The 24,091-nt window shown below is 67.2% G+C and carries 22 protein-coding genes; 8 read left to right on the forward strand and 14 right to left on the reverse strand.

Annotated elements, in window-relative coordinates:
• Positions 1-178: 178 nt before the first annotated feature.
• From AB0N05_RS00845 to AB0N05_RS00855, 3 genes are all read left to right on the forward strand, one after another.
• Complete coding sequence (locus AB0N05_RS00845; protein ID WP_364687405.1) at positions 179-685, forward strand: PH domain-containing protein; 507 nt, start codon at positions 179-181, stop codon at positions 683-685.
• Complete coding sequence (locus tag AB0N05_RS00850) at positions 682-2,340, forward strand: PH domain-containing protein (RefSeq protein ID WP_364685643.1); 1,659 nt, start codon at positions 682-684, stop codon at positions 2,338-2,340. Before AB0N05_RS00845 ends, AB0N05_RS00850 begins: the two co-directional genes overlap by 4 nt.
• A 112-nt stretch (positions 2,341-2,452) precedes the next feature.
• Entirely contained in the window at positions 2,453-4,408 is a 1,956-nt protein-coding gene (locus tag AB0N05_RS00855; RefSeq protein WP_364685646.1) for a GMC family oxidoreductase, read from the forward strand.
• A 36-nt stretch (positions 4,409-4,444) separates the two neighbouring features.
• On the opposite strand, the gene AB0N05_RS00860 is transcribed toward AB0N05_RS00855, so the two are convergent.
• The 10 genes from AB0N05_RS00860 to typA form a co-directional block, all read right to left on the reverse strand.
• Positions 4,445-4,816 (reverse strand): DUF742 domain-containing protein, encoded by a 372-nt coding sequence (locus AB0N05_RS00860; protein WP_364685649.1) that lies wholly within the window; start codon positions 4,814-4,816, stop codon positions 4,445-4,447.
• Positions 4,813-5,220: a roadblock/LC7 domain-containing protein gene (locus AB0N05_RS00865; RefSeq protein ID WP_364685652.1), complete on the reverse strand. Its 408-nt coding sequence runs from the start codon at positions 5,218-5,220 to the stop codon at positions 4,813-4,815. Before AB0N05_RS00865 ends, AB0N05_RS00860 begins: the two co-directional genes overlap by 4 nt.
• Positions 5,221-5,234: 14 nt before the next feature.
• Positions 5,235-7,757 (reverse strand): nitrate- and nitrite sensing domain-containing protein, encoded by a 2,523-nt coding sequence (locus AB0N05_RS00870; protein WP_364685655.1) that lies wholly within the window; start codon positions 7,755-7,757, stop codon positions 5,235-5,237.
• Positions 7,758-7,986: 229 nt separating this feature from the next.
• Positions 7,987-9,168 (reverse strand): serine hydrolase domain-containing protein, encoded by a 1,182-nt coding sequence (locus AB0N05_RS00875; protein ID WP_364685658.1) that lies wholly within the window; start codon positions 9,166-9,168, stop codon positions 7,987-7,989.
• 34 nt (positions 9,169-9,202) lie between these two features.
• Positions 9,203-10,513 carry an FAD-binding oxidoreductase gene (locus tag AB0N05_RS00880; RefSeq protein WP_364685661.1) on the reverse strand — a complete coding sequence of 437 codons (1,311 nt, stop codon included), beginning with the start codon at positions 10,511-10,513 and terminating at the stop codon, positions 9,203-9,205.
• A gap of 78 nt (positions 10,514-10,591) precedes the next feature.
• Entirely contained in the window at positions 10,592-11,095 is a 504-nt protein-coding gene (locus tag AB0N05_RS00885; RefSeq protein WP_364685664.1) for a hypothetical protein, read from the reverse strand.
• Positions 11,092-11,250, reverse strand: coding sequence for a hypothetical protein (locus tag AB0N05_RS00890; RefSeq protein WP_364685667.1), 159 nt, complete (start codon positions 11,248-11,250; stop codon positions 11,092-11,094). Before AB0N05_RS00890 ends, AB0N05_RS00885 begins: the two co-directional genes overlap by 4 nt.
• Before the next feature lie 13 nt (positions 11,251-11,263).
• The gene (gene mshB / locus AB0N05_RS00895) at positions 11,264-12,160 is read right to left on the reverse strand and encodes an N-acetyl-1-D-myo-inositol-2-amino-2-deoxy-alpha-D-glucopyranoside deacetylase (RefSeq protein ID WP_364685671.1); all 897 of its coding nucleotides are present in this window, start codon (positions 12,158-12,160) and stop codon (positions 11,264-11,266) included.
• Complete coding sequence (locus AB0N05_RS00900; RefSeq protein ID WP_364685675.1) at positions 12,157-13,908, reverse strand: ABC transporter family substrate-binding protein; 1,752 nt, start codon at positions 13,906-13,908, stop codon at positions 12,157-12,159. Before AB0N05_RS00900 ends, mshB begins: the two co-directional genes overlap by 4 nt.
• A gap of 263 nt (positions 13,909-14,171) precedes the next feature.
• Complete coding sequence (gene typA, locus AB0N05_RS00905) at positions 14,172-16,067, reverse strand: translational GTPase TypA (RefSeq protein ID WP_364685678.1); 1,896 nt, start codon at positions 16,065-16,067, stop codon at positions 14,172-14,174.
• 179 nt (positions 16,068-16,246) lie between these two features.
• On the opposite strand from typA, the gene AB0N05_RS00910 reads away from it, so the two are divergent.
• Together AB0N05_RS00910 and AB0N05_RS00915 are read left to right on the forward strand one after the other, a co-directional pair.
• Positions 16,247-16,423, forward strand: coding sequence for a hypothetical protein (locus AB0N05_RS00910; RefSeq protein WP_364685681.1), 177 nt, complete (start codon positions 16,247-16,249; stop codon positions 16,421-16,423).
• Positions 16,424-16,443: 20 nt separating this feature from the next.
• Positions 16,444-16,737: a 4a-hydroxytetrahydrobiopterin dehydratase gene (locus AB0N05_RS00915; protein WP_364685684.1), complete on the forward strand. Its 294-nt coding sequence runs from the start codon at positions 16,444-16,446 to the stop codon at positions 16,735-16,737.
• Here the strand turns inward: AB0N05_RS00915 and AB0N05_RS00920 are convergent.
• On the reverse strand, positions 16,679-17,899 hold the full coding sequence (locus tag AB0N05_RS00920; RefSeq protein WP_364685687.1) for a mannosyltransferase: 1,221 nt from the start codon (positions 17,897-17,899) through the stop codon (positions 16,679-16,681). The two genes, AB0N05_RS00915 and AB0N05_RS00920, sit on opposite strands and share 59 nt — an antisense overlap.
• Positions 17,900-18,218: 319 nt before the next feature.
• Between AB0N05_RS00920 and AB0N05_RS00925 the strand changes: the two genes are divergently transcribed.
• Positions 18,219-18,986: a hypothetical protein gene (locus AB0N05_RS00925; RefSeq protein ID WP_364685690.1), complete on the forward strand. Its 768-nt coding sequence runs from the start codon at positions 18,219-18,221 to the stop codon at positions 18,984-18,986.
• Positions 18,987-19,147: 161 nt separating this feature from the next.
• Positions 19,148-19,513, forward strand: coding sequence for a hypothetical protein (locus tag AB0N05_RS00930; protein ID WP_364685693.1), 366 nt, complete (start codon positions 19,148-19,150; stop codon positions 19,511-19,513).
• 2 nt (positions 19,514-19,515) lie between these two features.
• Here the strand turns inward: AB0N05_RS00930 and AB0N05_RS00935 are convergent, their stop codons facing one another.
• Both AB0N05_RS00935 and AB0N05_RS00940 read right to left on the reverse strand, forming a co-directional pair.
• Positions 19,516-20,241, reverse strand: a complete 726-nt coding sequence (locus AB0N05_RS00935; RefSeq protein ID WP_364685696.1) for a glycoside hydrolase domain-containing protein — start codon at positions 20,239-20,241, stop codon at positions 19,516-19,518.
• Positions 20,242-20,459: 218 nt separating this feature from the next.
• Complete coding sequence (locus AB0N05_RS00940) at positions 20,460-21,407, reverse strand: helix-turn-helix domain-containing protein (RefSeq protein ID WP_364685699.1); 948 nt, start codon at positions 21,405-21,407, stop codon at positions 20,460-20,462.
• Between the two features lie 197 nt (positions 21,408-21,604).
• Between AB0N05_RS00940 and AB0N05_RS00945 the strand changes: the two genes are divergently transcribed.
• Entirely contained in the window at positions 21,605-22,762 is a 1,158-nt protein-coding gene (locus AB0N05_RS00945) for an alpha/beta fold hydrolase (RefSeq protein ID WP_364685702.1), read from the forward strand.
• Positions 22,763-22,770: 8 nt separating this feature from the next.
• On the opposite strand, the gene AB0N05_RS00950 is transcribed toward AB0N05_RS00945, so the two are convergent.
• Positions 22,771-24,012: a hypothetical protein gene (locus AB0N05_RS00950; RefSeq protein WP_364685705.1), complete on the reverse strand. Its 1,242-nt coding sequence runs from the start codon at positions 24,010-24,012 to the stop codon at positions 22,771-22,773.
• Positions 24,013-24,091 lie beyond the last annotated feature (79 nt).

Below are 24,091 nucleotides of genomic sequence, written 5' to 3' on the forward strand. Positions count from 1 at the left end.
ACCCACCGCGCCCTCTACCCAAACCCCCCGCTTTTGTTCGGGGCGTGGGAGCTGTGGGGGCGGGAATTCGTCCGAATCCCCGCCACCAGTGCTCCCTCAGCGATCGGCGGCGCTGATCGGACCGGTCGGCTTTTGTATGTGCCGCACTGGTCGGGGGAATCATGCAAGCATGGGCAGCATGTCCGAGCGCACCGCCCCCGGCGGCATCATGGCGGATCCCGCCTGGCGTCCTAGTCCACGCGCGAAACTGCTGTGGGCGGTGAGTGCGGCGCTGTCCTGGGTGGTGCCCTTGATCGGGCTGCTGGTGTGGGCGGCATTCGATTCGAATCGGCGCACCGTGCAGCTCGTGGTGCTCGGAATCGTGCTGGTGGCGGCCGTATTCAGCATTGCGGTGATTCCGCTGTGGCGGTATGCGGTGCATCGGTGGGAAATCACCGATGAGGCCGTCTATACGCGGACGGGGTGGCTCACTCAGGAGAGCCGGGTCGCGCCGATCACCCGGGTGCAGACGGTGGATACCTATCGGGGGCCGCTGGAACGGCTGCTCGGGCTGGCGACGGTCACGGTGACCACGGCGTCCTCGGCGGGAGCCGTGCACATCAGTGCGCTCGCAGTGGATGACGCGCGACGGACGGTCACCCAGCTCACCGAGATCGCGGCACGGCATCGGGGGGATGCGACATGAGTCAGCCGACGAGTCCGGAATCACCGGATCCGGCCGCCGCACAGATGATTTCGGATGCGCCGCCGATCCCGGAGGGGTTGGCGGCCGAGACCTGGGAGCGGCTGGATCGGCGCATGCTGCTGGTGCATCCGGTGACCGAGACCATTCGCTATATCCCGGTACTGCTCGCCTCGCTGATCGCCGGGGCGCGCGCCGACAGCCCCATGTGGAGCCTGGCGGTGGTGGCTGTGATCATCGGGCTGGCGCTGACCCGCTGGTTCACCACCACCTATCGGATCACACCCGACAATGTCGAGCTGCGCACGGGATTGCTGCAGCGCAAGAAGCTTTCGATCCCGCGCAATCGGGTGCGCTCGGTGGATGTCGAGGCGGATCTGCTGCATCGGGCGCTCGGGCTGGCGGTGCTGTCCATCGGCACCGGGCAGCATGTGGAACGGCGGGAGCAGTTCAAACTCGACGCGCTGGATGCCCGGCTGGTCCCGGATCTGCGGACCGCCTTGCTCGCGCATACACGGGGTGGTGCGGAATCGGCTGAGGCCCAGCCGGATACACCCCTCGCCGATGGGCCGATCTCGCTCACCACATCAGGTGCGGAGGACGAGGCCACCCGGCCGCCCCGGGAAATCGCGCACTGGCAGCCGAATTGGGTGCGTTATGCCCCGCTCTCGCTGACCGGCTTCGCCATTATCGCCCCCATTGTCGGTCTGGCCTTCCAGTACGGCTTCGCCCAGATCGTCTTCGACTCCAATGCCGTCAAGGGTGTGGAAGACCGTGGCCTGCAAGCCATTGCGGTCTTCATCGCCTTGCTGGTCATCGCGCTGATCGTGGTCGTCAGCCTGGCGGCCTGCGCCCGGTATCTCATGACCTACTACGGCCTGCAAGTGGTCGACAATGGGAAGACCCTGCACCTGCGGCACGGGTTGTTCACCACCCGCCAGACCACTCTCGATCTGGCTCGGCTGCGTGGCGCGACGGTGAATGAGCCACTGCTGCTCCGCTTGGCCGGAGCCGCCGAGCTGGAAGCCATCATGACCGGAACCGGTGCGCGACAGAAGATCCTGCCGCAGGCTCCCCGTGCGGCCATCGATCACACCCTGGCTCACCTGCTGGACGACAGTGCGGCGCTCGACGACGCCGGCTCCGATGCCGGTCTGACGGCTCCGCCTCCGGTCACCGCACAACTCACCCAGCACGGCAGTGCCGCGCTGCGCCGCCGCTACACCAGGGCGGTCGGACCGGTGGCCGCGGTGGCGGCGGTACTCATCGCGGTATCGATTGCGGGAGTACATATTCCGACGCTCATCTGGGCGCTGCTGATCCTGGCCGCGCCGGTCGCCCTCGCGCTGGCCTGGGACCGTTACCGCGGCCTCGGCCACGCGGTGATCCCCGCGAGCAATGACAACCCGATCTGGCTGCTCACCCGCAGCGGTTCCCTGGACCGCGACCGCGACTGCCTGGAAGCGCCCGGGATCATCGGGTGGACCGTTCGGCAGACCTTCTTCCAGCGTCGAGCCGGAGTCGCGACGGTCGTCGCCGCCTCCGCCGCGGGCAAGAAGCGGTACCAGGTCATCGACCTGCCGGTGGATCAGACGTGGACGCTCATCGAGTCGGTCACCCCGGGACAGCTGGGCATTCCCGGCTCCGCCAGGAAGTAATTGCCCATTCACCTGAGATTCAGGAACTTTAGCCAGTTTAACCCGCTAAAAGTAAGCGGATATTCACGGCCCATGGTAGAAATCACCGAGCTTTATGAAGGGTGGATTCGTCATGGAACCAACAGCCGGACAGCGCGCGGCATTGGGCATGATCTGCGATACGTTCCTGCCGGGCGACGGTTCGACGCTGCCCGCCGCGACAGACCTGGGGGCTGTCGACACCATCTTCCGGATCCTGGGCCGGAATCCGCGCGAGGCGGAGAAGAAACAGCTGGCCACACTCCTCGGGCTGTGGGACTCGCGACTGACCGGGCTGCTCACCGGCAATGGGCCGCGCAAGTTCTCCACACTGTCGCAGGAGCAGCGGGAGAAAGCCCTTATCCGCCTGGGTGATTCGGGACTCGCCCCGGTGCGCGCCATCTTCCAGGCACTCAAGGGCGCCTCGCTGCTCTCCTACAATGTGACGCCCGGGCCCACCGGAGCCAACCCGCTATGGGAGAAGATCGGCTATCCGGCCCCGGCCGGGCCCCTGCAATCCGCGCCGAAACCGAAGCTGAACCCGCTGCGCTACACCGAATCCACCACGCTCACCTGCGATGTCGTCATCGTCGGCTCGGGCGCGGGTGGCGGCACGGCCGCCGCGGTGCTCGCCGAGGCCGGGCTCGATGTGGTGGTCCTCGAGCGCGGAAACTATTACGACGACCAGGATTTCGGCGCGGGCGAACTCGGCGGGCTGACCAGTCTGTACGCGGGCGGACCGGCCGCCTCGGCCGAAGGCCAGATCACCTTGGTCGCGGGCAGCTGCCTGGGCGGCGGCACGGTCGTCAACTGGAGCACCTCCCTGGCCACGCCCGATGCGGTCCGCCAGGAATGGGCGGACCTGGGCGCGAAGCACTTCGTCGACGCCGAGTACGGCGATGCGCTGAAGGTGGTGCAGGACCGCCTGGGCGTCAATGACCAGCACTCGCCGCTGTCCAAGCGCGACGAGATCCTGGATCGCGGTGCTCGCGCGCTCGGCTGGGATTTGGATGTGCTGCCCCGCAATGTCTCCGATGCCTGTGATGCCGGGATCGAGTGTGGCCGTTGCGGTTACGGCTGCCGCCTGGGTGCGAAGCAGTCGGTCACCAAGACCTGGCTCTCCGATGCGGCCGAACGCGGCGCGCGACTGGTGGTCGATGCCGATGTGCGCCGCATCGAGGTGAACAATGGCCGGGCCGAGGCGGTTTCGGCCGTCACCTCCGACGGCGTGGCGATCACCGTCAAGGCCCGCGCGGTGGTGGTGGCCGCCGGTGCGGTCCAGACGCCCGCGCTGCTGCAGCGATCCGGCCTGCGCAACAAGAACATCGGCAAGTACCTGCGACTACATCCGGCCGCCGCGGTGTTCGGCACCTTCGACGAGGAGCTGCGCCCCTGGGAGGGCGGGCTCCAGACCCGGATCAGCCGCGAGCACGCGGACCTGGACGGTAAGGGCTACGGCGTCATCTACGAGACCGGCCCACTGCATCCGGGCCTGGCCACCGGCTTCATGAGCTGGCGCGGTGCGAGCGCGCATCGCGAGTCCATGCTGGAGTTCGCGCGCACGAACGCCATCGGCATCATCACCCGCGACCGCGATCCCGGCACGGTGGAGATCGACAAGACCGGCGAGGCGATCGTCAAGTACAAGCTGTCCGACTACGACGCCGGGCATATGCACACCGGAATCGTTGGCGCGGCAAGGATTCTCGAGGCCGCCGGGGCGAAGCGCATCTACTCCGGCCACCAGGCCGGAGTGTCCTACGAGCCCGGCGTGCGCGGCTCGATCGACGAATTCGACGCCGCCTGCCGCAAGGCGGGCTACGGACCCGGGCAGTGCGCGGTGGGCGCGCTGCACATCATGGGCTCGGCCCGCATGGGCGGCTCCCCGGATATGTCGGCCACCAATCCGGACGGCGCGACCTGGGATGTCACGAACATCATCGTCGCCGACGGCTCCAGCTTCCCCACCGCGCCGGGCGTCAACCCGATGGTGTCCATCGAGGCGATCGCCTACATGAACGCCAAACGGCTGGCGGCACAGCTGAGTTAGCGGCACCGCATCCGGGTTCTCCTGTGCGGGAATCGATCAGAGGGCCCGGATGCCCGCCAGCACGGCGTGCAGTACCCCCATATCGGTGTCGCCGTCCGTGCCGGGCGGCTCCCGGAATTGCAGCCGCCCATCGTCTATGAGATCGCCGATCAACACCTTGGTCAGGGTGAGCGGCAAGTGCAGGTGCGCCGATACCTCCGCCACCGAGAGCGGGTTGCGGCACAGCCGGACGATGGCGGCGTATTCGGGTTCGGGCCGCGAGAGGGTGGTGCCGCGGGCAACATCGACGATCCAGGTGTCCAGGTGCAGATCCGGCCGTTCGGCGCGGCCGCGGCCACGGGTCACGGCGTAGAGCCGGACCAGCGGTCCGGCGTCCTCCTCGTACCAGTGTTCGCGCGGGTCGTTCATGGTTGTTGGCTGCCGCCTCGGGGGTCTACCGCCAGATGGGTTCCGACGCGCTGCACCGTCTGATTCATCTCGTAGGCGATCATCCCCAGATCGGCCGACTCCGAGGCCAGCAGGGCCAGACAGGCATTGGCTCCGGCGGCGGTGATGAACAGCACCGCCTCATCCAGTTCGACGACCGTCTGATGCACGCCGCCCGCCTGGAAATGCGCTCCGGCGCTGCGGGCCAGGCTGTGCAGGGCCGAGGCCATCGCACCGAATCGCTCGGCGTCCGCGCGTTCCTGCCCGGCCGAGTAGCCGAGCAGCAGTCCGTCGGTGGATAGCAGCACCGCCGACTGCGCGTCGGTGAGCCCCTTGACCAGTTCGTCGAGCAGCCAGCCGAGATCGATTCGCTGGGAAGTGGTCATTGTCGCCTTCTCGTCTATTCCGTTGGGTTCGAATCGGATTCGGTGCGCGGGCGACGGCCCTGGCGGGTGCCCTGGGCGATCGCGCTCATGCGATTGCGCGCCTCGTCGGCGGTGCGCCGACGGGTGGTGTCCGAGGTCTTGGGCTCGGTGTCCTCCTTCGGGATCGAAACACGTTGGCGGCGTGGCAGTCCCGGGCGTGTACCGAGCGCCACGGGGGCGGCCGGAAGCAGCGGCTCCGGCTGGGCGGAAACCTGCGGCTCCGAGGTGGAGGCGAGCAGCGGCTCCGATGTGGCGGGAAGCAATGGCTCCGGTTGAGCGGGAAGTAATGGCTCGGGCTGGGGCGGACGCGCCAGGCTGGTCGAGATCGAGTACGAACCCGGCTCGCGCACCGGCAATCGCGGAGCCGACGAAATGGCCTGGAACCAATCGGTGGTGCGCGGACTGGGCATTTCCGGTCCGACTACCCCGTGCGAGACCGGAACGCCGCTCAGTGGCCGCGCATGCCGATCACCGGTCACCAGCAGCACCGTCGGAATCAGCACCACCGCGCGCGCACCGCCGTAGACGGATTCGGCCAGTCGCACCGCGATCCCATGCCGTCCAGCCAATTTCGCGACCACGAACAATCCGAGCCGGGTATCGCCGGACAACGTGGCCACACTGAAGTCGGGCGGATTCGCCAGCGTCGCATTGCGTTCGGCGTATTCCTCCGCCGCCATGCCGAGACCCTGATCGGTAATCTCCACGGCCACACCGCGACCCACCACCATGGCGGTCACGGTGACCGGCGATTCGGGCGGCGAGCAGGCGGTCGCATTGTCCATCAGCTCGGCCAGCAGGTGAATCAGGTCGGCGACGGCGTGACTGGCGATCTTCACCTCGGGCAGGCGAGCGGGCTCGATCCTGGTGTAGTCCAGGCTTTCCGCGATCGCACCGCGGACCAGGTCCAGCAGCGCCACCGGATTGCGCCAGCGCCGCCCGGGCTGCTCGCCGCCGAGAATGATCAGGTTCTCGGCATTGCGGCGGGCCCGGGTCGCGAGATGGTCCAGCTGGAACAGCAGGTCGAGCTGCTCGGCGTTCTTCTCCTCGCGCTCGGCCCGGTCCAGCAGCGCGAGCTGACGATGCACCACCACCTGACTGCGGTGCGCGATATTGAGGAACACCGCATTGATACCGCGCCGGGTCCGGGCCTCGCCCGCCGCGGCCGCGACCGCCACCACGTGGGCGCGGTTGAAGGCATCGGCCACCTGGCCGAGCTCATCGGTGCCGAAGTCCAGGCTCGACACCTCGGCCGTGGGGTCCACATTCTCGCCGGTGCCGAATCGCGTAATCAGCTCCGGCAGGCGTTCATCGGCCAATTCCAGGGTGTCGCGGCGCAATCGGCGCATGCGGCCGATGAAGCGATTGGCCAGCAGCAGCGCCGCCAGGAAGGCCAGGGTGGCGATGAGCGTGACGGCGAGGCCGCCGAGGATCGAATCGCGGGTGGCCTGGTCACCCTGCTCCCGCGCGATCACGTGCGCGTCGCGGCTCTGGTCCTCCCACAACTGCTGCAGGGCGATATTGACCTGCCCGGACACCGCCTGCCACACGGTCAGCGAGACGGGCAGCTCGACCGTCTTCACCGGCTGCTTGGCCTCTTGTTTGGTGTCGCGGGCCTTCCCCGTGCTGTCCGCGACCTCCTCACTGCCCGTGACGGTTCCGCGCAGCAGCATGGCGTCCTGCATGGCGAGGACCTGCTGCCAGGCGGGACCAGCGGTAATGGCGTTCAGCTGGTCGAGCCGCTTGCCCTTCAGCACCGCCGCGGTATAGGCGACCTGGCCGCGGAATTCGCCGACCCGATGGCTGAACTCCAGCAATTGGGCCGCGGTGAACTCATTGGTGGTCAGGGCCACCGCGCCGATGGAGTCGGCCTGGGACAGCGCTTCGGCGGCGCGCAGCGGTTCCACGCCGTATCCGAGCGCGACGGCGATATCGGCATCGGGCGCGACCCGGGCGGCCAGATTGGAGGCGCCGATAATGGTGCCGATCACCTGGGTGAAGAATCCGAAAACCTGCTCCGCGGGCAGCTGCCGCGAGTCGACCCCGGCGCGCAGGGTCGGCACCATGGCGAAAAGCTTGTTGTAGCCCTCGATATCGGAGGCCTTGCCGTCCGGATTCAGTTCTCGTGCGGCATCGCCCTTGGCGATCACCGCGGCCAGCGCCGCATCCGACTGCTGCCGCGCCGCGATCAGGCCTTGCGCCGCGTCGCCGTCCCCGGCCAGCCGCAATAACGACAGCCGCCGCTCCTCCTGGAACGCCGACACCATGAGAATCGCGGGAGTGGTTGTGCTGCTGGCCAGCTCGGCCCACTGCTTGGATTCGCGGGCATTCTTCACCAGGTAGACCGCCGCGCCACCACCGATCGCGAAAAGCGTGGTGCTACAAATGAGGACGATGGACAGCAGCCGGGCACGCACGCCCAGCCAGCCGCGCACCTTCTCGCCATTCGAATTCGCTTGCCGCCCGAGCGATTTGCGCAGATTCTGCCAACTGCTCACAGTTAATCTCTCCGCTACCGAGCGCCAAGGCGCCTCACCTCGTGCCACACCGCCGGAAATGAGCGATTCATCACGCTTCCCTCGCCGAGAGAGTAACGGAAACATCCCGAATCAACTACAGGTATGAAACATCTCGGCGGAAAAGGTTTATACCCGTCGACACGGCCGTTCCTGACCGGCGCCCAACTGGTCATAGACGGCGGCAAAACCGCCCACGCCTAAACGGAATTCACGGTCGAGGGGCGGCGGCCACGACGGCGGGGGCGGCTACGGATCCCAGTGCGGAGCGCTGGACGGCGGCGGCCAGGCGGGCGTGTTCGGGGAAGTTCCAGGCGAAGGCGAAACGGCGGCGGGTGTAGCCGAAGGATAGGCCGGTGTGGGGGTCGGCGTAGGCGAGGGAGCCTGCTGAGCCGGTGTGGCCGAAGGCGTCTACGCCGAGGAAGGGGTGGAGGAGGCCTAAGGCTTGGAAGCCTAGGGCGAATTGGTCGGCGGGGCCGTTGACCAGATCGCCACCCGTGGAGTGGGCTTGGGCGAATTCGCCGATCGTGTCTCGGGTGAGAAGTGGTGCGCCGTTGGGGGTTTCGGTGATGGCCGCGGAGTAGAGGGCGGCGAGGCCTCGGGCGCTGGCCACGCCGCCCATGGAGGCCGGGCCCAGGGTACGGAGTCGGCGGTTGTTGACCAGGGCGACCTGGTCGACCGGTGGGGTGGAGTTGAGAGCGAAGGCGATTCCCAGAAGGCTGTGCGGGCCTGGGACATTGGACCAGAATTGGGCTTCCTGGTCGGGGGTGGCCAGCCACGGGAGCATGGGGACGTAGCGCGATTCGAGGGACTCGGGGAGTCCCAGGTAGACGTCCAGGTTTCGCGGGGCCCGGATGCGCTCCTCGAAGTGTTGCTGGAGGCTGTGGCCGGTGACCCGGCGGACTACCTCGTTCACCATGGCGAATCCCACGAATCCCGCATAGCCGTAGGCGGTTCCGGGTCGCCAATGGGGGCGCTGGTCGGCCATCAGACTGGCGATGACGTGGTCGTCGGCCAACTCGTCGATGCTGGTGCCCGTGTCCACACCGACAATGCCGCTGCGATGGGCGAGGAGGTCGCGGAGGGTGATGGATTGCTTTCCGGCGGCGGCGAATTCGGGCCAGTCGGCGGCTACCGGGCGGTCGAGGTCGAGCAGGCCCTCCTGAACCAGCAGGGCCACCACGAGACTCGCCACCCCCTTGCTGGAGGAGTAGATGCCGGTGAGTGAGTCGGCGGTGATGTCATCGCCGGACCACAGGTCCACCACCTGGCGGCCGTGCTGGAAGACCGCCAGCTGGGAACCGGCCTCACCGCGTTCGGCGGCGACCACCGAGGCGTATTCGAGGGCCACCGCGTCGAAGCCGGGCGCGACGGTGCCGTGAATTTCGGTCATGTTCATGAGTTTTCGCTCCCTTGCGGAATCTGGATCAGGCCTGGACCGGGAAGTTGGCGCGGAGGACACCGTGCGGGTCACGGGCCTGCTTGATCTCGCGCAGGCGGACGATGGTGGCGGCGTCGAAGGCCGCCGCGGCCTGCTCGCCGGGGGCCAGGAAGGTGTAGGGCTTACCGGGGACGATGTGCGCACCAAGGGCATCGGCCATGGCACTCTGCTTGGCGGCCACCGCATTTCGCAGTTGCGGCAGGCCGAGACCCAGCAGGTAGACCACGTAGGGCGCGGTCACCGGGCCGCGCGCGCCCGCTTCGGGGCTGGTCCGGGCGAGAGCCCCGCCGAGGTGCCGGACCTGGATATTGATCAGCGGCGCAACGGATTCGCCGAGCAGCACCTTCACGGTGTCGTCGTCGAGATCGGCCAGCAGCTCCGCACTGGAGATCGAAGGGCTCGGATTGGTGGGTTCGGCGGTAATGGCGCCGAGGTCCGCCACCGACATGGCGGCGCGGGTATCGGAGATCGCGCCGCCGATCCGATCGAGCACGGACACCAGCTGCTCGCCCTCCCCCGGATCACCCAGGTAGGCAATGTCGATCGCCACCATCTCGGGCGCCTCCGGGAACTGGAAGCGCTCGAACCACACCGAAAGCTCGTCGGGTGCAGCGGCGGTCAGCTCCTTGAACGCCTCCCACACCTCCGCCTGCCGCACACCCGGCCACATGACCCGGCCGCCGTACAGGCCCTCCGCCGGGAACAGCTCGAATTCGAGCGCGGTGACCACACCGAAATCGCCACCGCCACCGCACAATGCCCAGAACAGGTCGGCGTCACTGTCGGCGGTGACCCGCACCGCTCGCCCGTCGGCGTCCACGATCTCGAAGGCGCGCACCGCCTCCGAGGCCCAGCCGTGCTTGCGAGCGAACCAGCCCAGCCCACCGCCGAGGGTGTAGCCGGTCACCCCGACCACCGGATTGCCGCCCGCGAGCCCGGTCAGCCCATGCTCGGCCGCCGCGGTCTGCACCTGTCCCCACTGCACGCCCGCACCGACCCGCGCCAGGCGCGCCTGCGCGTCGATCTCGACGCCGTTCAACCGCCCGGTGCGCAACAGGATGGCCGTCTCGATATCCAGGCTGGGCGTGTGCCCGGTCGGCTGTGTCACCACCGGCCGCCCGGCATCGCGCGCGAACCGCACCACGGCGGCCACATCCTCGGCGTCGACGGCCTCGACAACGCAGGCCACCCGCTGCGTGATCGCCACATTCCAGGGCTGAGACGCCCGCTCGAAATCGGCGTCGCCCGTTACCAATACGCGGCCCCGTACAGCGTTACGCAGCTTTTCGAATCCCATGCTGATTCCTTCTCGTCAATGGAAGATCCTTCAACACATTGACGAAGCGGGAACGCGAAGTGTGACCGCGCCGCAGAATCAGCGAGCGGGCGTGCCGTACCGAGAAGTGGCGCGCCAATAGAGATACAGCCCCGCCGGTAGCAGTCCGGCGATCAGCAGGAGCATGGTGGGCCAGTCGCTCATCAGCATGATGTCGCCGCCCGGTCCGGTGCTCGCGCACACCAGGAAGCCCAGCGTCCACACCATGAGCGGAATGATCATGACCGGAATCTTCGAGGTCACCACCGACATGCCCATGACCAGCAGCACGTTCACAATGGCCGCCACCAGCACGGTGACCGGAACCGGAATGGCCCCCTCGGTCATGCTGGTCGAGGCCAGCGGTGCGGCCATGGCCAGCACCGGCTCGGAGCCGGGCACCCGGGCCTGACCCGCGTAGATGGGCAGGAACAGCACCTCGAGCACCAGCGTGATGAGGGCGTCCACCGCCAGCAGACCGCCGATCACCGCGCCCAGCCAGCCGCGACCGGCCACCACGGTGAGTTCGGAATCGCCCGGACGGGCTCCGACGGCCGCGGTCACGGCACCGGCGGGAAGCCGAGCAGGGTCAGTAGGCTGCTCTGCAAATCGATGAAGCCGTACAGCACCGACAGATAGAGGTCGTGCTGCGCCTGGAAGTAGGGGCGCTGGCTCTCGACGAACGCGGCAATGGCGTTTTGCAGATCCCAGTTGTACACGGCGCTAAGTCTCTCATTCCAGTCCGGCGAACAGATCGTGTTCCCGCCCATCGGGCCCGACCGGACCGCGCTCGCCACGCACCAGAATGTAGTGCTCCTCCGGCAGCACCGGCTGGGCGACATAGTTCGACAGCACGAATTCGCGCCCGGACGGCGCGACAGTCACCTGGGTGGCGTGCGCGCGCAGGGCGGCCCGCTTGGCGGCCAGGGCATCGGAAACCTCGACGGTGGTGGTGACGGAATCACTGGGCACACAGGCCAATTCGCCATCGTTCGGGAGTCGCCAGCCGCGCGGCAGCGCACCCGGCAGCTGATCCACGGTGCGGCGTTTGAGCGCCTCGGTGTGCATGACCAGCGCGGAACCGTCGGTCACGGTCCAATAGACCTTCGGGACCTGCCAGCCCCATTCGGCGGCGGCATCGACCGCGGCCATGGTGATCTCGTGCGCCCGGATGTGATCCGGATGCCCATACCCGCCACGTGGGTCGTAACCGACCACCACGCGCGGCCGCAATTCCAGAATCACCTGGACCAGCGCGTCCACGGAGGCATCCCCGGAGTTCACGAAGGCGCGCGGATTCCGCGCCGACGGCGTCCCCACCATCCCGGAGTCCCGCCAGCGCCCCGCACCGCCGAGGAAACGCCCGTCCGCGTCCAATTCGCCCAGCGCCCTGGTCAATTCGAGAATGCGGTACCCGCCGAGCTGATTCGCCTGATCGGCCACCAGCTGCGCGAACTCCTCGCCGATGACCTCGCCCTCCTCCCCGAGGGTGCAGGTCACCACGGTCACCGGGACACCGCGCTTGCGATAGTGCGCGATGGTCCCGCCGGTGGTGATGGATTCGTCATCGGGGTGCGCGTGCACCAGCAGCAACCCGCCCGTGACGGCGTCGACTCCGGTCACGCTCACGGCAACCGCCGCCAGTTCGCGGCGTCACCGAAGATGCCGTTCTGCACCGACCCGCTCAGCGAGGCCCCGTCCACCCGCGGCCCGGCCGCGGCGACCTGGGTGTCCTGCACGATGGGCAGTACGGTCGCCATCTCCCACAGCTTGGGTTCGGCATCGGAGATCACCTTGCCCACGTCGATGCCGCGCAGGGCGGCGTCGATGGCCGGTTGCAGGGTCGGATCGCACACGCCGGACAGATTGGACGGCGCCTTCTTGGCCCCGTCCGCGACGGTCGAATCCCCATTGTTCACACCGGGTTCGGCGACGGGCGGGCAGCCGTAGCGCGAGGCCAGCACGGTCGCCGGATCGGATCCGGCATGCTCCCAGCCGACCAGGGCGTCGATTCCGGCGTCGGTCAGATCCTTGCCGTACAGCTGCGAGGCCGACACGCTGCGCACGATGACATCGATTCCGGCACTACGCAATTGGTCGGCCGCGGTATTGGCCACCGCAAGACTCGAATCGTCACCCTCGACCGCGCCGATCCGAATGGTCAGCGACTTCCCGTTCTTGGCGATCGAACGCGGTTGCGGCGCAGGCGAAGTCGGCGACCCACTGTTGGGCACCTCCGGAGCCCGCCCGAAACCCGCCTCGGACAGCAGCGCGTACACCTCTTCGAGGCTCAGCCGCGGCGGCTCTGTGACCAGATACCCGGGATCCGACGGCGTGAGCACCTGTGCGCGAACGGGTTCCACCCAGCTGCCGGTCTGCGCGCCGACGGTCGCCAGCAGCACCTGATCCAGCAGCCCGAGCACGGCCTTGCGCACCCGCACATCCGCCAGGTCACCGCTGCGCCCATTGAGCACCAGCTGCATTTCCCGCGACTGGGCCATGATGGCCGTCCGCACCGACGGAATCGCCGCCAGCTGCGCCTGCAGGGCGACTCCCCCGTGCACCAGCGCCATCTGCGCGTCCCCGACCCGCAGCGATTCGGCCACCTGCGCGGGAGTTCCGCCGCGCCGCAAGAGAATCTGATCCGGCACCGCGGGCTTGCCCCAGTACCGGTCATTGCGTTCGAGGAGGATCTCCTCGCGGCCGCGATCGGCCTGCTTGATCCGGAACTGCCCGCCGGAGATCCGGATGGTGTCCACCAGACCCTGTTCGAAGCCGGAGTCCTTCACCAGATGCTGCGGCAGCAGGTCGGCGAACAGCTGCCGCCAGGCCGGATACTCCTGGCTCATGGTGACGGTGACGGTCTTCCCGCCCGCGCCACCCGCGGTGACATCGGAGATGAGCCGGTATCCGGCCGGATCCACCACACCGGGCTGCGTGATCATCTGCTGCCACAGGTATTTGAAGTCCTCGGCCACGATGGGCGCGCCATCGGACCAGGAGGCCTCATTGCGAATCTGATAGGTGATGGTGAACGGCTCCTGCGCGGTCACGTCCGCCGACACCATGAGCGCCGGATCCAGCACCCAGTCGGTGCCGCCGGGCGTGGCCGGATTGGGCACCGGCCGGAACGGGCTCGCCAGCACCATGGAGGCCACCGCGGCCGTGGCCGGGGACTGCTGCGAGCGCAGATGCGGATTGAATCCGATCCCGATGTCGTCCACCGCCACCACGACCGAGTTCTTCCCCGGCTTGGCCGGGGTGGTCTTGGGGCTGTCGGTGCTCTCGATCGGAGGCGGTGGATTCGCGGTGCAGCCGGTGCCGACCGCCAGCAGGGTCGCCACCATGATCAACACCGCACGCCAGCTGTGTCTCATTTGCCCTCCGCTTCGCTCCGGGCGGGTTCGCGGCCCTGAAGTCTCACTTCTTCCCTCCCTCCGCTCCTCCGCTTCGCTCCCCCGCTCCACTCAGTCCAGAAGCGAGACGGCCGCGAACCATGAAGGTAGCGGTGACCACAGTCGCGTTGCCATCGCGATCCTAGGCGAGAGCCCGCAAGTGCAGCCGACCATAACGTTCGGCGAGCCACCCGGAGGTGGCTCGCCGTCGGTTCGATCGGGTCGCCCGTAGAGGGCGGGCTTGCTTACAGGACGGCGCGGTCACGCGCCTTTTTGCGCGACAGCTCACGGCCACGCTCGGTGGCGCCCAGGATAACCTTGCGCACGCGCACGACCTCCGGGGTCACCTCGACGCACTCGTCGTCGGTGCAGAACTCCATGGCGCGCTCCAGATCCAGCTGCAGCGGCTTGGCGAGGGTCTCGAACACGTCCGCGGTGGCGCTGCGCATATTGGTCAGCTTCTTCTCGCGGGTGACATTGATATCGAGGTCCTCCGAGCGCGGGTTGATGCCCACGACCATGCCCTCGTAGGTGTCCGCGCCCGGCTCCACGAAGAACTGGCCGCGGTCGGACAGCTGGATCATGGCGAACGGGGTGACCGAACCGGCACGGTCCGACACCAGCGAACCCGTGTGGCGGGCGCGGATCTCGCCGGCCCACGGCGCGTAACCGTCGAAGTTGGCGTTGGCGATACCTGTGCCGCGGGTCTCGGTGAGGAAGTCGGTGCGGAAGCCGATCAGGCCACGCGACGGCACGATGAACTCCATCCGCACCCATCCGGCGGAGTGGTTGTTCATCTGGACCATCTTGCCCTTGCGGGCGGCCAGCAGCTGCGTGACCGCACCCAGGTACTCGTCCGGGCAGTCGATGGTCAGCTCTTCGAACGGCTCGTGCATCTTGCCGTCCACCATCTTGGTGACCACCTGCGGCTTGCCGACGGTCAGCTCGAAACCTTCGCGGCGCATCTGCTCGACCAGGATGGCGAGCGCGAGCTCACCACGACCCTGCACCTCCCAGGCATCCGGGCGGCCGATGTCGAGAACCCGCAGCGACACATTGCCGACGAGTTCCTTGTCGAGGCGGTCCTTGACCATGCGGGCGGTGAGCTTGTGGCCCTTGACCCGGCCGACCAGCGGCGAGGTGTTGGTGCCGATGGTGACCGAGATGGCGGGCTCGTCGACGGTGATGCGCGGCAGCGCGACCGGGTTGTCGACGTCGGCGAGGGTGTCGCCGATCATGATCTCCGGGATGCCCGCGATGGCGCAGATATCGCCGGCCACGGCTTCCTCGCCGGGCTGACGCTGCACACCGATGGTCTGCAGCAGCTCGGTGATCTTGACGGTCTTATTGCCCTCGGCGCTCATCCAGGTGACGTTCGCGCCCTTGCGCAGGGTGCCATTGTGGATGCGCACCAGGCCGAGACGACCCAGGAACGGCGAGGCGTCGAGGTTGGTGACGTGCGCCTGCAGTGCGGCCGAGGCGTCGCCCTTGGGGGCGGGCACGTACTTCATGAGGACGTCGAACAGCTCGTCGAGGTTCTCGGCGTCGGGGTTCTGGCCGTTCTCCGGGCGGGTGGTCGAGGCCTTGCCCGCGCGACCGGAGGCGTACAGCACCGGCAGGTCCAGGGCCAGCTCGGCGGCTTCGGAGGCCTCGTCGTCCAGATCGGAGGCGAGGTCCAGCAGCAGGTCGTGGCTCTCCTCGACGACCTCTTCGATGCGGGCGTCGGGGCGGTCGGTCTTATTGACCACCAGGATCACCGGCAGCGAGGCCGAGAGGGCCTTGCGCAGCACGAAGCGGGTCTGGGGCAGCGGGCCCTCGGAAGCATCGACAAGCAGGACGACACCGTCGACCATGGACAGACCGCGCTCGACCTCACCACCGAAGTCGGCGTGGCCGGGGGTGTCGATCACGTTGATGACGGTGAGCGAACCATCGGCATTGTGCCGGTGCACGGCGGTGTTCTTTGCGAGAATGGTGATGCCCTTCTCGCGCTCCAGATCACCGGAGTCCATCACTCGATCGACAAGCTCGGCACGTTCGGCAAAGGCACCGGACTGGCGCAGCATGGCGTCGACCAGTGTTGTCTTGCCGTGGTCGACGTGCGCCACGATGGCCACGTTACGGAACTCGACAGACGACACGTTTGATTCCTCCTGGTGCAAGGGTTTGGTGCCGACCCGGGTGGTCATGCAAGGGGCGGCGCCTGAAATCCTGAAATTTCTACGAAGCGCGAACTCCACCGGGCATGCGGCGACCTACAGACTACCGCCTGGGGTAGCTCACACGTTTAGCGCGTACGAGTTAGGTTAAGCTAACCAACATGGGCAAGGTCAAGGCGAAGGACGTTTCGGGTCTGAAGCCGAAGAAAAAGTGCTGCCGCAAGAAGACGCGGTGCTTCAAATGCCCCGTGGTCATCTGCCGGATGAAGAAGCTGGAAGCCGCGGGTATCCACGGCAAGGAGCTGAAGAAGGGCCTCAAAGCCGCACGCGCGGCGTGAATCCGGAGTAGACCGGGACCATGAGTCCCGTGCAGCTCTCCGAAGACGACCTCGCCAAAGCCCTGATCGACCTGCCGGAATGGACCCGCACCGGCGACAGCATCACCCGCACCGTGGAAGCCTCTTCATTCCTGGCGGGCATCGAGCTGGTGCGCCGGGTGGCCGGTGCGGCCGAGGCCGCCAATCATCATCCCGATATCGATATCCGCTGGCGGCGAGTCACTTTCACGCTCTCCACCCATGACGCGGGCGGTCTCACCGCGCTGGATGTGGCTCTCGCTCGGGAGATCGATCGGCTCCATTCCCAGTCCTGAACCGGCCCGACCGGATCACCCACACATAGAAGACCAGGACGCCGATCACGTCCACCGCGCCCAGCCAGGACAGGATTCCGGGCCGGGAAATCGTCCAAATTGAACTTTGGAAGAAACCTAGGACCCACGGCACCCCGATCAAGGTGACGAACAGCCAAAATCCTGCCAAAATTCGTGCGCCCGCGGCCTCGCGCAGCGGGCCGTACAACAGCCACATCATGACCGGAATCAGCCAAATCCAATGGTGCGACCAGGAAATGGGCGACACCATCAGGCCGAACAACTGCACTATGAGCAGTGTGCCCATCCGGTCGTCGGCGGCCAGACTGCGCCAGGCCAGTATCGCGAGCACCGCGGTGATCAGCACCGCCACCAGCCACACCGGCCCCGACACCACGTCATGGCCGACGAAGCGGCTGAGCGTACCGCGCAGCGACTGATTGGTCGCGGAACCGACCGGGCCGACCCGGGAAGCGTCGCCGAGCAGTTCGAAGAAATACTCGTGCGTCTCGTCCGGCGAGATCAGGTAGGTCAGTCCGATGGTCCCCGCGAAGACAACGGCCGACCACACCACGGTGAGCCAGCGTTGCCGCGCCGCGAAATAGAAACCCGTCACGGCCGGGATCAGCTTCACTCCGGCGGCCGCGCCGACCAGGGCTCCCGATAGCCACCACTTGGTGCTGCGCACCGCGAGCAGGGCGATCAACACCAGGAACACATTGACCTGGCCATAGTCGAGTGTCGACCGCACCGGTTCCAGCCATAGGCTCAGTGCCGTCCAGGCCACCGCCATGGTGCGCCAATGCTGTTCGCGCATCGCGTCTTTGCCGACAATGAATTCCAGCGAGATCCACACCACCGCGAACAGCGCCACCACGGTCAGCAGTAGCCAGGCGATGGCTACGACACTGAACGGCAGGAAGTGCAGCGGATAGAACACCAGCGCGGCGAACGGCGGGTAGGTGAAGGGCAGCGCGAAATCGGGCGTCTTGCTGGAATCGGTGTACTGATAGAGGTGGCCCGAGCCGAAATTCGCCGAACCGTCGACGTAGACGTGCAGGTCGACGAAGTTCATGCCGTTGGGCAGCAATAGCACCCAGGCCAGGCGGAGCAGCACCGAGATGCCGAGTGCCGCGGCAGCCAGTCGGAGGTGTCGGTTCACGGCATGACTTTCAGCTCGGGCGGCAGGCGTGCGGGCTTCGGTAAGAGTAGTCGTACCGGGCGAATCGCTGTGCGGTGTGTCTCTCCGGGACACGCGGCCCCGGCAGTAACATTTGCATCACTGACCCCATCAGTAACACCCAATCCGAGTGGACGTTCGATAGCGTGAACTGATCGAGGACGCCAAGATCACACTGTGGCTGTACAACACGACGGCCTAGTCCCTACAGTGGCGCGGAGCGATGTCTCCATCGCTGCTAGATGTACTCAAGGTAAGGACGGCTACACCAGTGCTTCGCACCCGAGGATCGCGGTTCACAATGTCCGCGCTGGCCCTGGCGGCCTGCGCCACCGTCGCCGTTCCGACCCTGGCACAAGCAGCGCCCGCACCCGCGCCGCAGAACAATTCGGCCATTCCGATGATCCCGGAAGGCGTTCCGGTCGAGGCGCTCGCCTCCCTGGTCCCGGCCATTATCGGTGCCGCCGCCGGACCCGCCGATATCGCCTCGCCCGTGGCCTCCGGCCCACAGCAGGCCATTCTCGATCAGGCCAAGCAGATCCTGTCCTCCTTGAACCTGCCGCAGTCGGTCAAGGACACCCTCAGCAAGATCATCACCTTCCTGGACGGCAGTGGCGGCGGTGGCGTCGACGTGCCGAAGGACGGCCCGGTCATCTCCCAGTTCCTGTGGCCGACCGTGGGTAAGGGCTGCATCGGCTCCGGTTCCGACTCGGTCGGCACCGCGCTGGCCGTGCCCGGCCCGGCCACCCTGCCCCCGCCCGGACCGGCCGCCGGTTCCGCCGGTTTCGTGTTCACCGCGCTCGGCACCAAGCAGCCGACGGTGATCCAGAACCCGCCGATGACCGTGCAGTGGCTGAACCTGGACACCCGCGCGAGCGGCATTCAGAACCTGACCGATGAGGCCAAGATCAACCCGGACGGTCCCGCCACCCTGTCGGCCATCGTGCCCACCGGCTCCGGTCGCGTCGTCGCCGTGGTCTCCGGCTCGCTGACCACCCAGGCCGATGAGGCTTCGCAGCCCATCACCTGCTCGTTCCTGCCGACGGTCGGATTCTTCACCGTCGCCTGAAGCAGTAAGTAAGAGACGTGCCCCGCTGCGTTCCGCAGCGGGGCACGTTTTTTGCAAGGGGGTAGCCACGTTTCGCGGCGGGGTCTCGCCTGCTCGAGAGACACGTCAACGGCAAGCCGGAAATCTGTTTGTCGACCGGTTTCTGTGGTAGACCGCTATCTATGGCCGCTATCAAAAGCATGGGGCGGGGACTGCATTCGCGACGATCGATCCTGTCGATCCGTTCCGAGGGATCGATCCTGTCGATCGGCTCGGCCTATTCGATTCTCTCGATCGGCAGCGTGGGCTCGGTGCTGTCGATCGGTTCGGCGGGATCGTTCGGGTCCCTTATTTCGTCGGCCTCGTTCGCCAGCCTCGGCTCGGCGTTCTCGGGGTTCTCGCAGTGGTCCATCTTCTCGTGGATGGGTGACCGCCAGGCCTTCGGTGAGGGCGGCGAGGTGAGCGAGCTGGATCGGCGTCGGACGCTACGCGTCGTGGCGGACGAGCCGGACCTGGTCAACGACCCGACCTGCCACTGCCAGACCTAGTCTCACCACCACTGGCCGTACTGCGGGGCCAGCACCGAGTTCACGTCGACGGCGATGCCGCCGACGGATCGCTTGTCGATCTCGAACTGGTGCAGGTGGGCGTCGGGGTGGACATAGCCCTTGGGCGAGCCCCAATTGTGCTGCCAGAAGTACGAACACAGCCCGGCATCGCGAATCGAGTCGATGGTGGGTGAGTTCGCGTAGACGCCGGTGCGATCACGGCCTATGACGGTTTCCCAGCCCTGTAGGTAGGGCTGGATGAGGGTCTCGAACTCCTCATCGCTGGGGTTGTCGTCGATCGAGGCGTAGATGGGCGCGGTGTCGGGGCCACCGGCCGTCTTGTGGAGCAGCAGGCCGCGGGCGGCGTGCTTGAGTCCGGCCTCGTAACCGCCGCGCCAATCCGCGGTGGCGGCCTTGCCGAATTGATAGCAGGACACGACCGTGAGTCCGGCGGCGCGGAGTTGGTCGACTTCCCTTGCCAGCAGCGGTTTTCCGGCCATCCATTCCGCACCGGGGCGGCGATCGGAGACGTAGCGGATGACGCCCAGATGTCCGTCATCACTGATATCCGCGGCGGCGGGGACTCCGCCCGCGTAGTCGAGGAGGGTACCCAGCGGTTGCCTGGCATTGGCTGGAGTCGCTGGAAGTGTCAGTCCGGCAGTGACACCGGCGGCGAGCGCGGCTGTCCCGGTCAGAAAAGAACGTCGGCTGACATGGCTCGAACGCATCGCGGACTCCTTCGGCACACTCGCTGGTCGAACTTGCCAGTCACCTGAAATGACCGGTTAGAACCAAAAGCGGCGTGCCGGCGCACCTTCCCCGATAACCAAGATCAGCAAAAAGCGCTGAGCAAGATCATCTGTGCGCCGGGAGCCCTGAACGTGCCCTCATTTCACCATATTCACATTGGAATCGCCAGGCTCACGCGCCGCATACGCACCACAAGTCACGCACCGCGCGCCCGGAAATCGCTGGGGCTCGAGCCGTAGGCCGCCTTGAAGACGCGGCTGAAGTGAGCCGGGTCCAGGAAGCCCCAGCGGACCGCGATCGACGCCACCGTGCGGTCGGCCGCGAACGGGCCGGAAAGATCGCGGCGGCAGCCCTCCAAGCGGCGCTGCCGGATCCAGGCCGCGATGGTCGTCTGCTCGTCGGCGAAGAGCTTTTGCAGGTAGCGCAGGGATACGTGATGCGCCCGCGCGATCTGCTCGGGCGACAGTCCGGGATCGGCCAAGTGCTGGTCGATGTACGCGCGCACGCGCAGGAGCGTGGTGCGGCGCGCGTCGGGAAGCTCGTCGTCCAGGCCCGGACGCCGCTCGGCGAGCATGGTTGCGAGCAGGTCACCGAGGGTGTGGGACAGGTTTTCCGCGCTGTCCGCGTACTCGCCCGAGTGCCGGGCCACGCGGGTGAGGAACGGCGAGACCAGCGCGCCGACTCCTTCGGTCGCGGAGAAGCGGGTCGCGGTCACCCCGCCGGTCCGGCCACTGTCCAGGTGCGCCAGCCGGTGCGGAAGCATGAACTCCAGCATGGAGAAATCCTCCCGGCACACCAGCGTGTAGGGCCGGGCGGTGTCGTAACAGGCGATTTCGCCTGGGCGCAGCACGGTTTCGCGGCCGTCCTGGCGGATTACCGCACTGCCGCTCTGCATCAGGCCCACGAGCAGGTATTCGGCGTCGGAACGGGCGATCAGGCGTGGTGTCCGGTCCACGCGGCTGGGATCGGCCGAAATCTCCGAGATCTGCACGGCCCCGAGCCGATCGGCGGTGAGCTCACCGTGGAAGGGCTCCCCGTGCAGCGGTTCGACGTGCACCGGCACGAAGCTGTCGCACACCAGGTCCTGCCAGAACGCGCGCCGCTCCGCCGCCGCATGGTCTTGCGTCCGCAGAACTACGGTCACGGCCCGTCCTTTCGCATCCACCCGATGACTGTTCGAGGGCGCTTTGCCTCGGCTGGGGGAGAACGCGCCGGGCGGCCGCCCGATTCCCGTGCGCACATCGACAAGCGACCGTGCGCCTTCGAACAATCCGGCTCGGCTATCGGCGGGCATCTTGGAGTCGTTCGTCAAGCCGTCTCTACCCAGCAAGGAGCAAGCCGATGCCTTTCGCGCCGGTCAATGGTCAGCAGTTGTACTTCGAGGACACCGGGGGCGAGGGGCCGGTGGTCGTCTTCAGCCACGGGAATCTCATGGATCACCGGATGTGGGCACCGCAGGTCGAGGCGCTGCGCGGTGAATTCCGCTGTGTCACATGGGATGAGCGGCTGCATGGCCGCACCGACGACGATGGTGCGCTGTACACGTATTGGGACTCCGCCGACGATCTGCTGGGCCTGCTCGACCATCTCGGCATCGAACGAGCCGTCCTGGCCGGGCACTCGCAGGGCGGATTCCTGTCGCTGCGCGCCGCACTCCGCGCGCCGGAACGCGTCGAGGCCCTGGTCCTGATCGACACCGCGGCGGTGGCATGGCCGCCGGAGGCCCTGGCCCAAATGGGCGGCGTCCGTGCGGGTTTCGAGGCGGGCGGCCCCGATGCGGTGGCCCCGGTCCTGCTCGACCTGCTGCTCGGCAAGCCCGAGATTCATCAGGACTGGCTGCGCGCCTGGCATGCGCAGCCGCGGCAACGCCTGGCCGATGCGGTGGCCGTACTCATGGGCGTCGATGATCTCACCGCTCGCCTCGGCGAGATCACCCAGCCCGCATTGATCGTGCACGGCGAGGCCGATCAGCCGGTGCCGCTGCCCCTCGGCCGGATGCTCCACGATCACCTGCCGGGAGCCGTGGATCTGATCGTGGTGCCGGATGCGGGACACACGCCGAGCCTGACCCATCCCGACCGGATCAACGACCCCCTGACCGCCTTCCTGCGGCGGCACGTGATTTCCCCGCCCACCGATCCGGCGCTACTCCCCCATGCCTTCGAGAACGCGCTCAATGCCCACGATGCCGACCGGGTCCTGGCGCTCTACGCCGAGAACGCGACGATGCGCACGGTCACCGGCGAGGTGATCACCGGCAGCGCCGCATTGCGGGAGGAGGTCGAGCAGACCATCGCCGCGAATCCGCACATCACCAACACAACTCGTCACATTCTGGTGGGCGAGGATACGGCTCTGGTGATCGTCGATTGGATCCTGCGACTGACGACACCGGACGGAGATCGCGTCACCGCCTCGGGCACGACCGCGAATGTGGCGAGCCTCGGCAAGGACGGTGCCTGGCGCTTCACCATCCTCAACCCGACCGGTACGGCCTGACGGGATCCTCAGACGCTGGTGCCGTCGAGGCGCGCCCCGACGTCGATGGTGCGGCGGGAAACGTCCGCGACCTCATCGCGGACGACCGCGGCCACCTGTTGTGCGATCTGTTTGCGCATTCCCGCGAGCTTGCCGAGAGTGGCTGCGCGCCAGCCTTCGGCGGTCATTTCGAGGTCGATGTCCTGCGCGCGAGGCGGGACGGCGTCGATGATGATCAGCAGGGGTTCGGCGGCGCGGGCGGTCAGTGCGACCGGCACCTGCACTTCGGCGCGATAGCGATTGGACTGGAGCACATCGACGGTGACGTCGAGGCTGACCGGGATGGTGAGATCGAAGGTCACCAGCGCGGGATCGTGCCCGGCGCGTTTGGCCGCGTCGATCTTTTCCTCGGCCGCGGCGTCGGCGGCCAATGCTTCTGTGGTGCGGGGTAATTCGGCGATGCGGGGTTCGGGGCGGGCGGCGTCCGGGCGTTCGGCCGCGGCGGTGACCCGGGGTAGTCGCACCGTGCCCTGCACCGAGACCTGCGCCTTATTGCCGGGGCCGGCGCGCATCGGCCCGACCTCGATCGGCTTGCCCGCCATGGATTCGACGACTTCGCGCACCCGGTCGGCGGTCACGATGCGTTCGAAGAAGCGGTGCCCGAATTCGTCGTAGGTGATCCACTGGTGGGTGGGTCGGCCGCGATAGGGCGAGTTGGTGCCATTGAGAATGGCTTCCACGTCGAAGGTGCGCCCGCGCTGCGAATCCGGGTCGGCGAGAATGCCATTGATGCGGTTGGCGACTTCGCGCTGCACCATCTTGGCGATCGGGTCGAGCAGCAGTTCCCAGGCGGAGCCGATGGCCTGGGCCCGCATGACGAAACTGACATCACGGCTGGTGACCGGTGGAATATCGATGACGACCAGGAGTGGGTCGGCGGTGCGCGCGTGCAGCGTGAGGTCGATTTCCACGACCGCTTCCAGGCGTAATCGCTGTCCGCCGAGGGTGACGTCGACCCGGAGTTTCACGGGTAGTCCGACATCGAAGTGCACATGCGGTCCGCGGCGAATGACGGTGGGTTTGCCGACGCTGCCCTTGGCCACGAAGCGGGCCAGTCCGGCGGGGCCGATTCCGAAGGGGCCGATGGTCATCCCGCGTCCGGCCATTCCGGAAACCGCTGCCTCGATCCGGGATTCCGTTACCGCCGCCGCCACGAAACGTTCGCCGAATTCGGCGTAATCGATCCAGGTCGGTTCGTCGGACGGCGTCATCCAGTCACTTTCGGTCGGGCGGGGACCCCTGTCCAGCCGATGAGGGGGCAGCTGGACAGGGATCGATCGGCGATGCTGC

The sequence above is a fragment of the Nocardia sp. NPDC051030 genome, assembly GCF_040683015.1.
In the GTDB taxonomy this organism is placed as follows: domain Bacteria; phylum Actinomycetota; class Actinomycetes; order Mycobacteriales; family Mycobacteriaceae; genus Nocardia.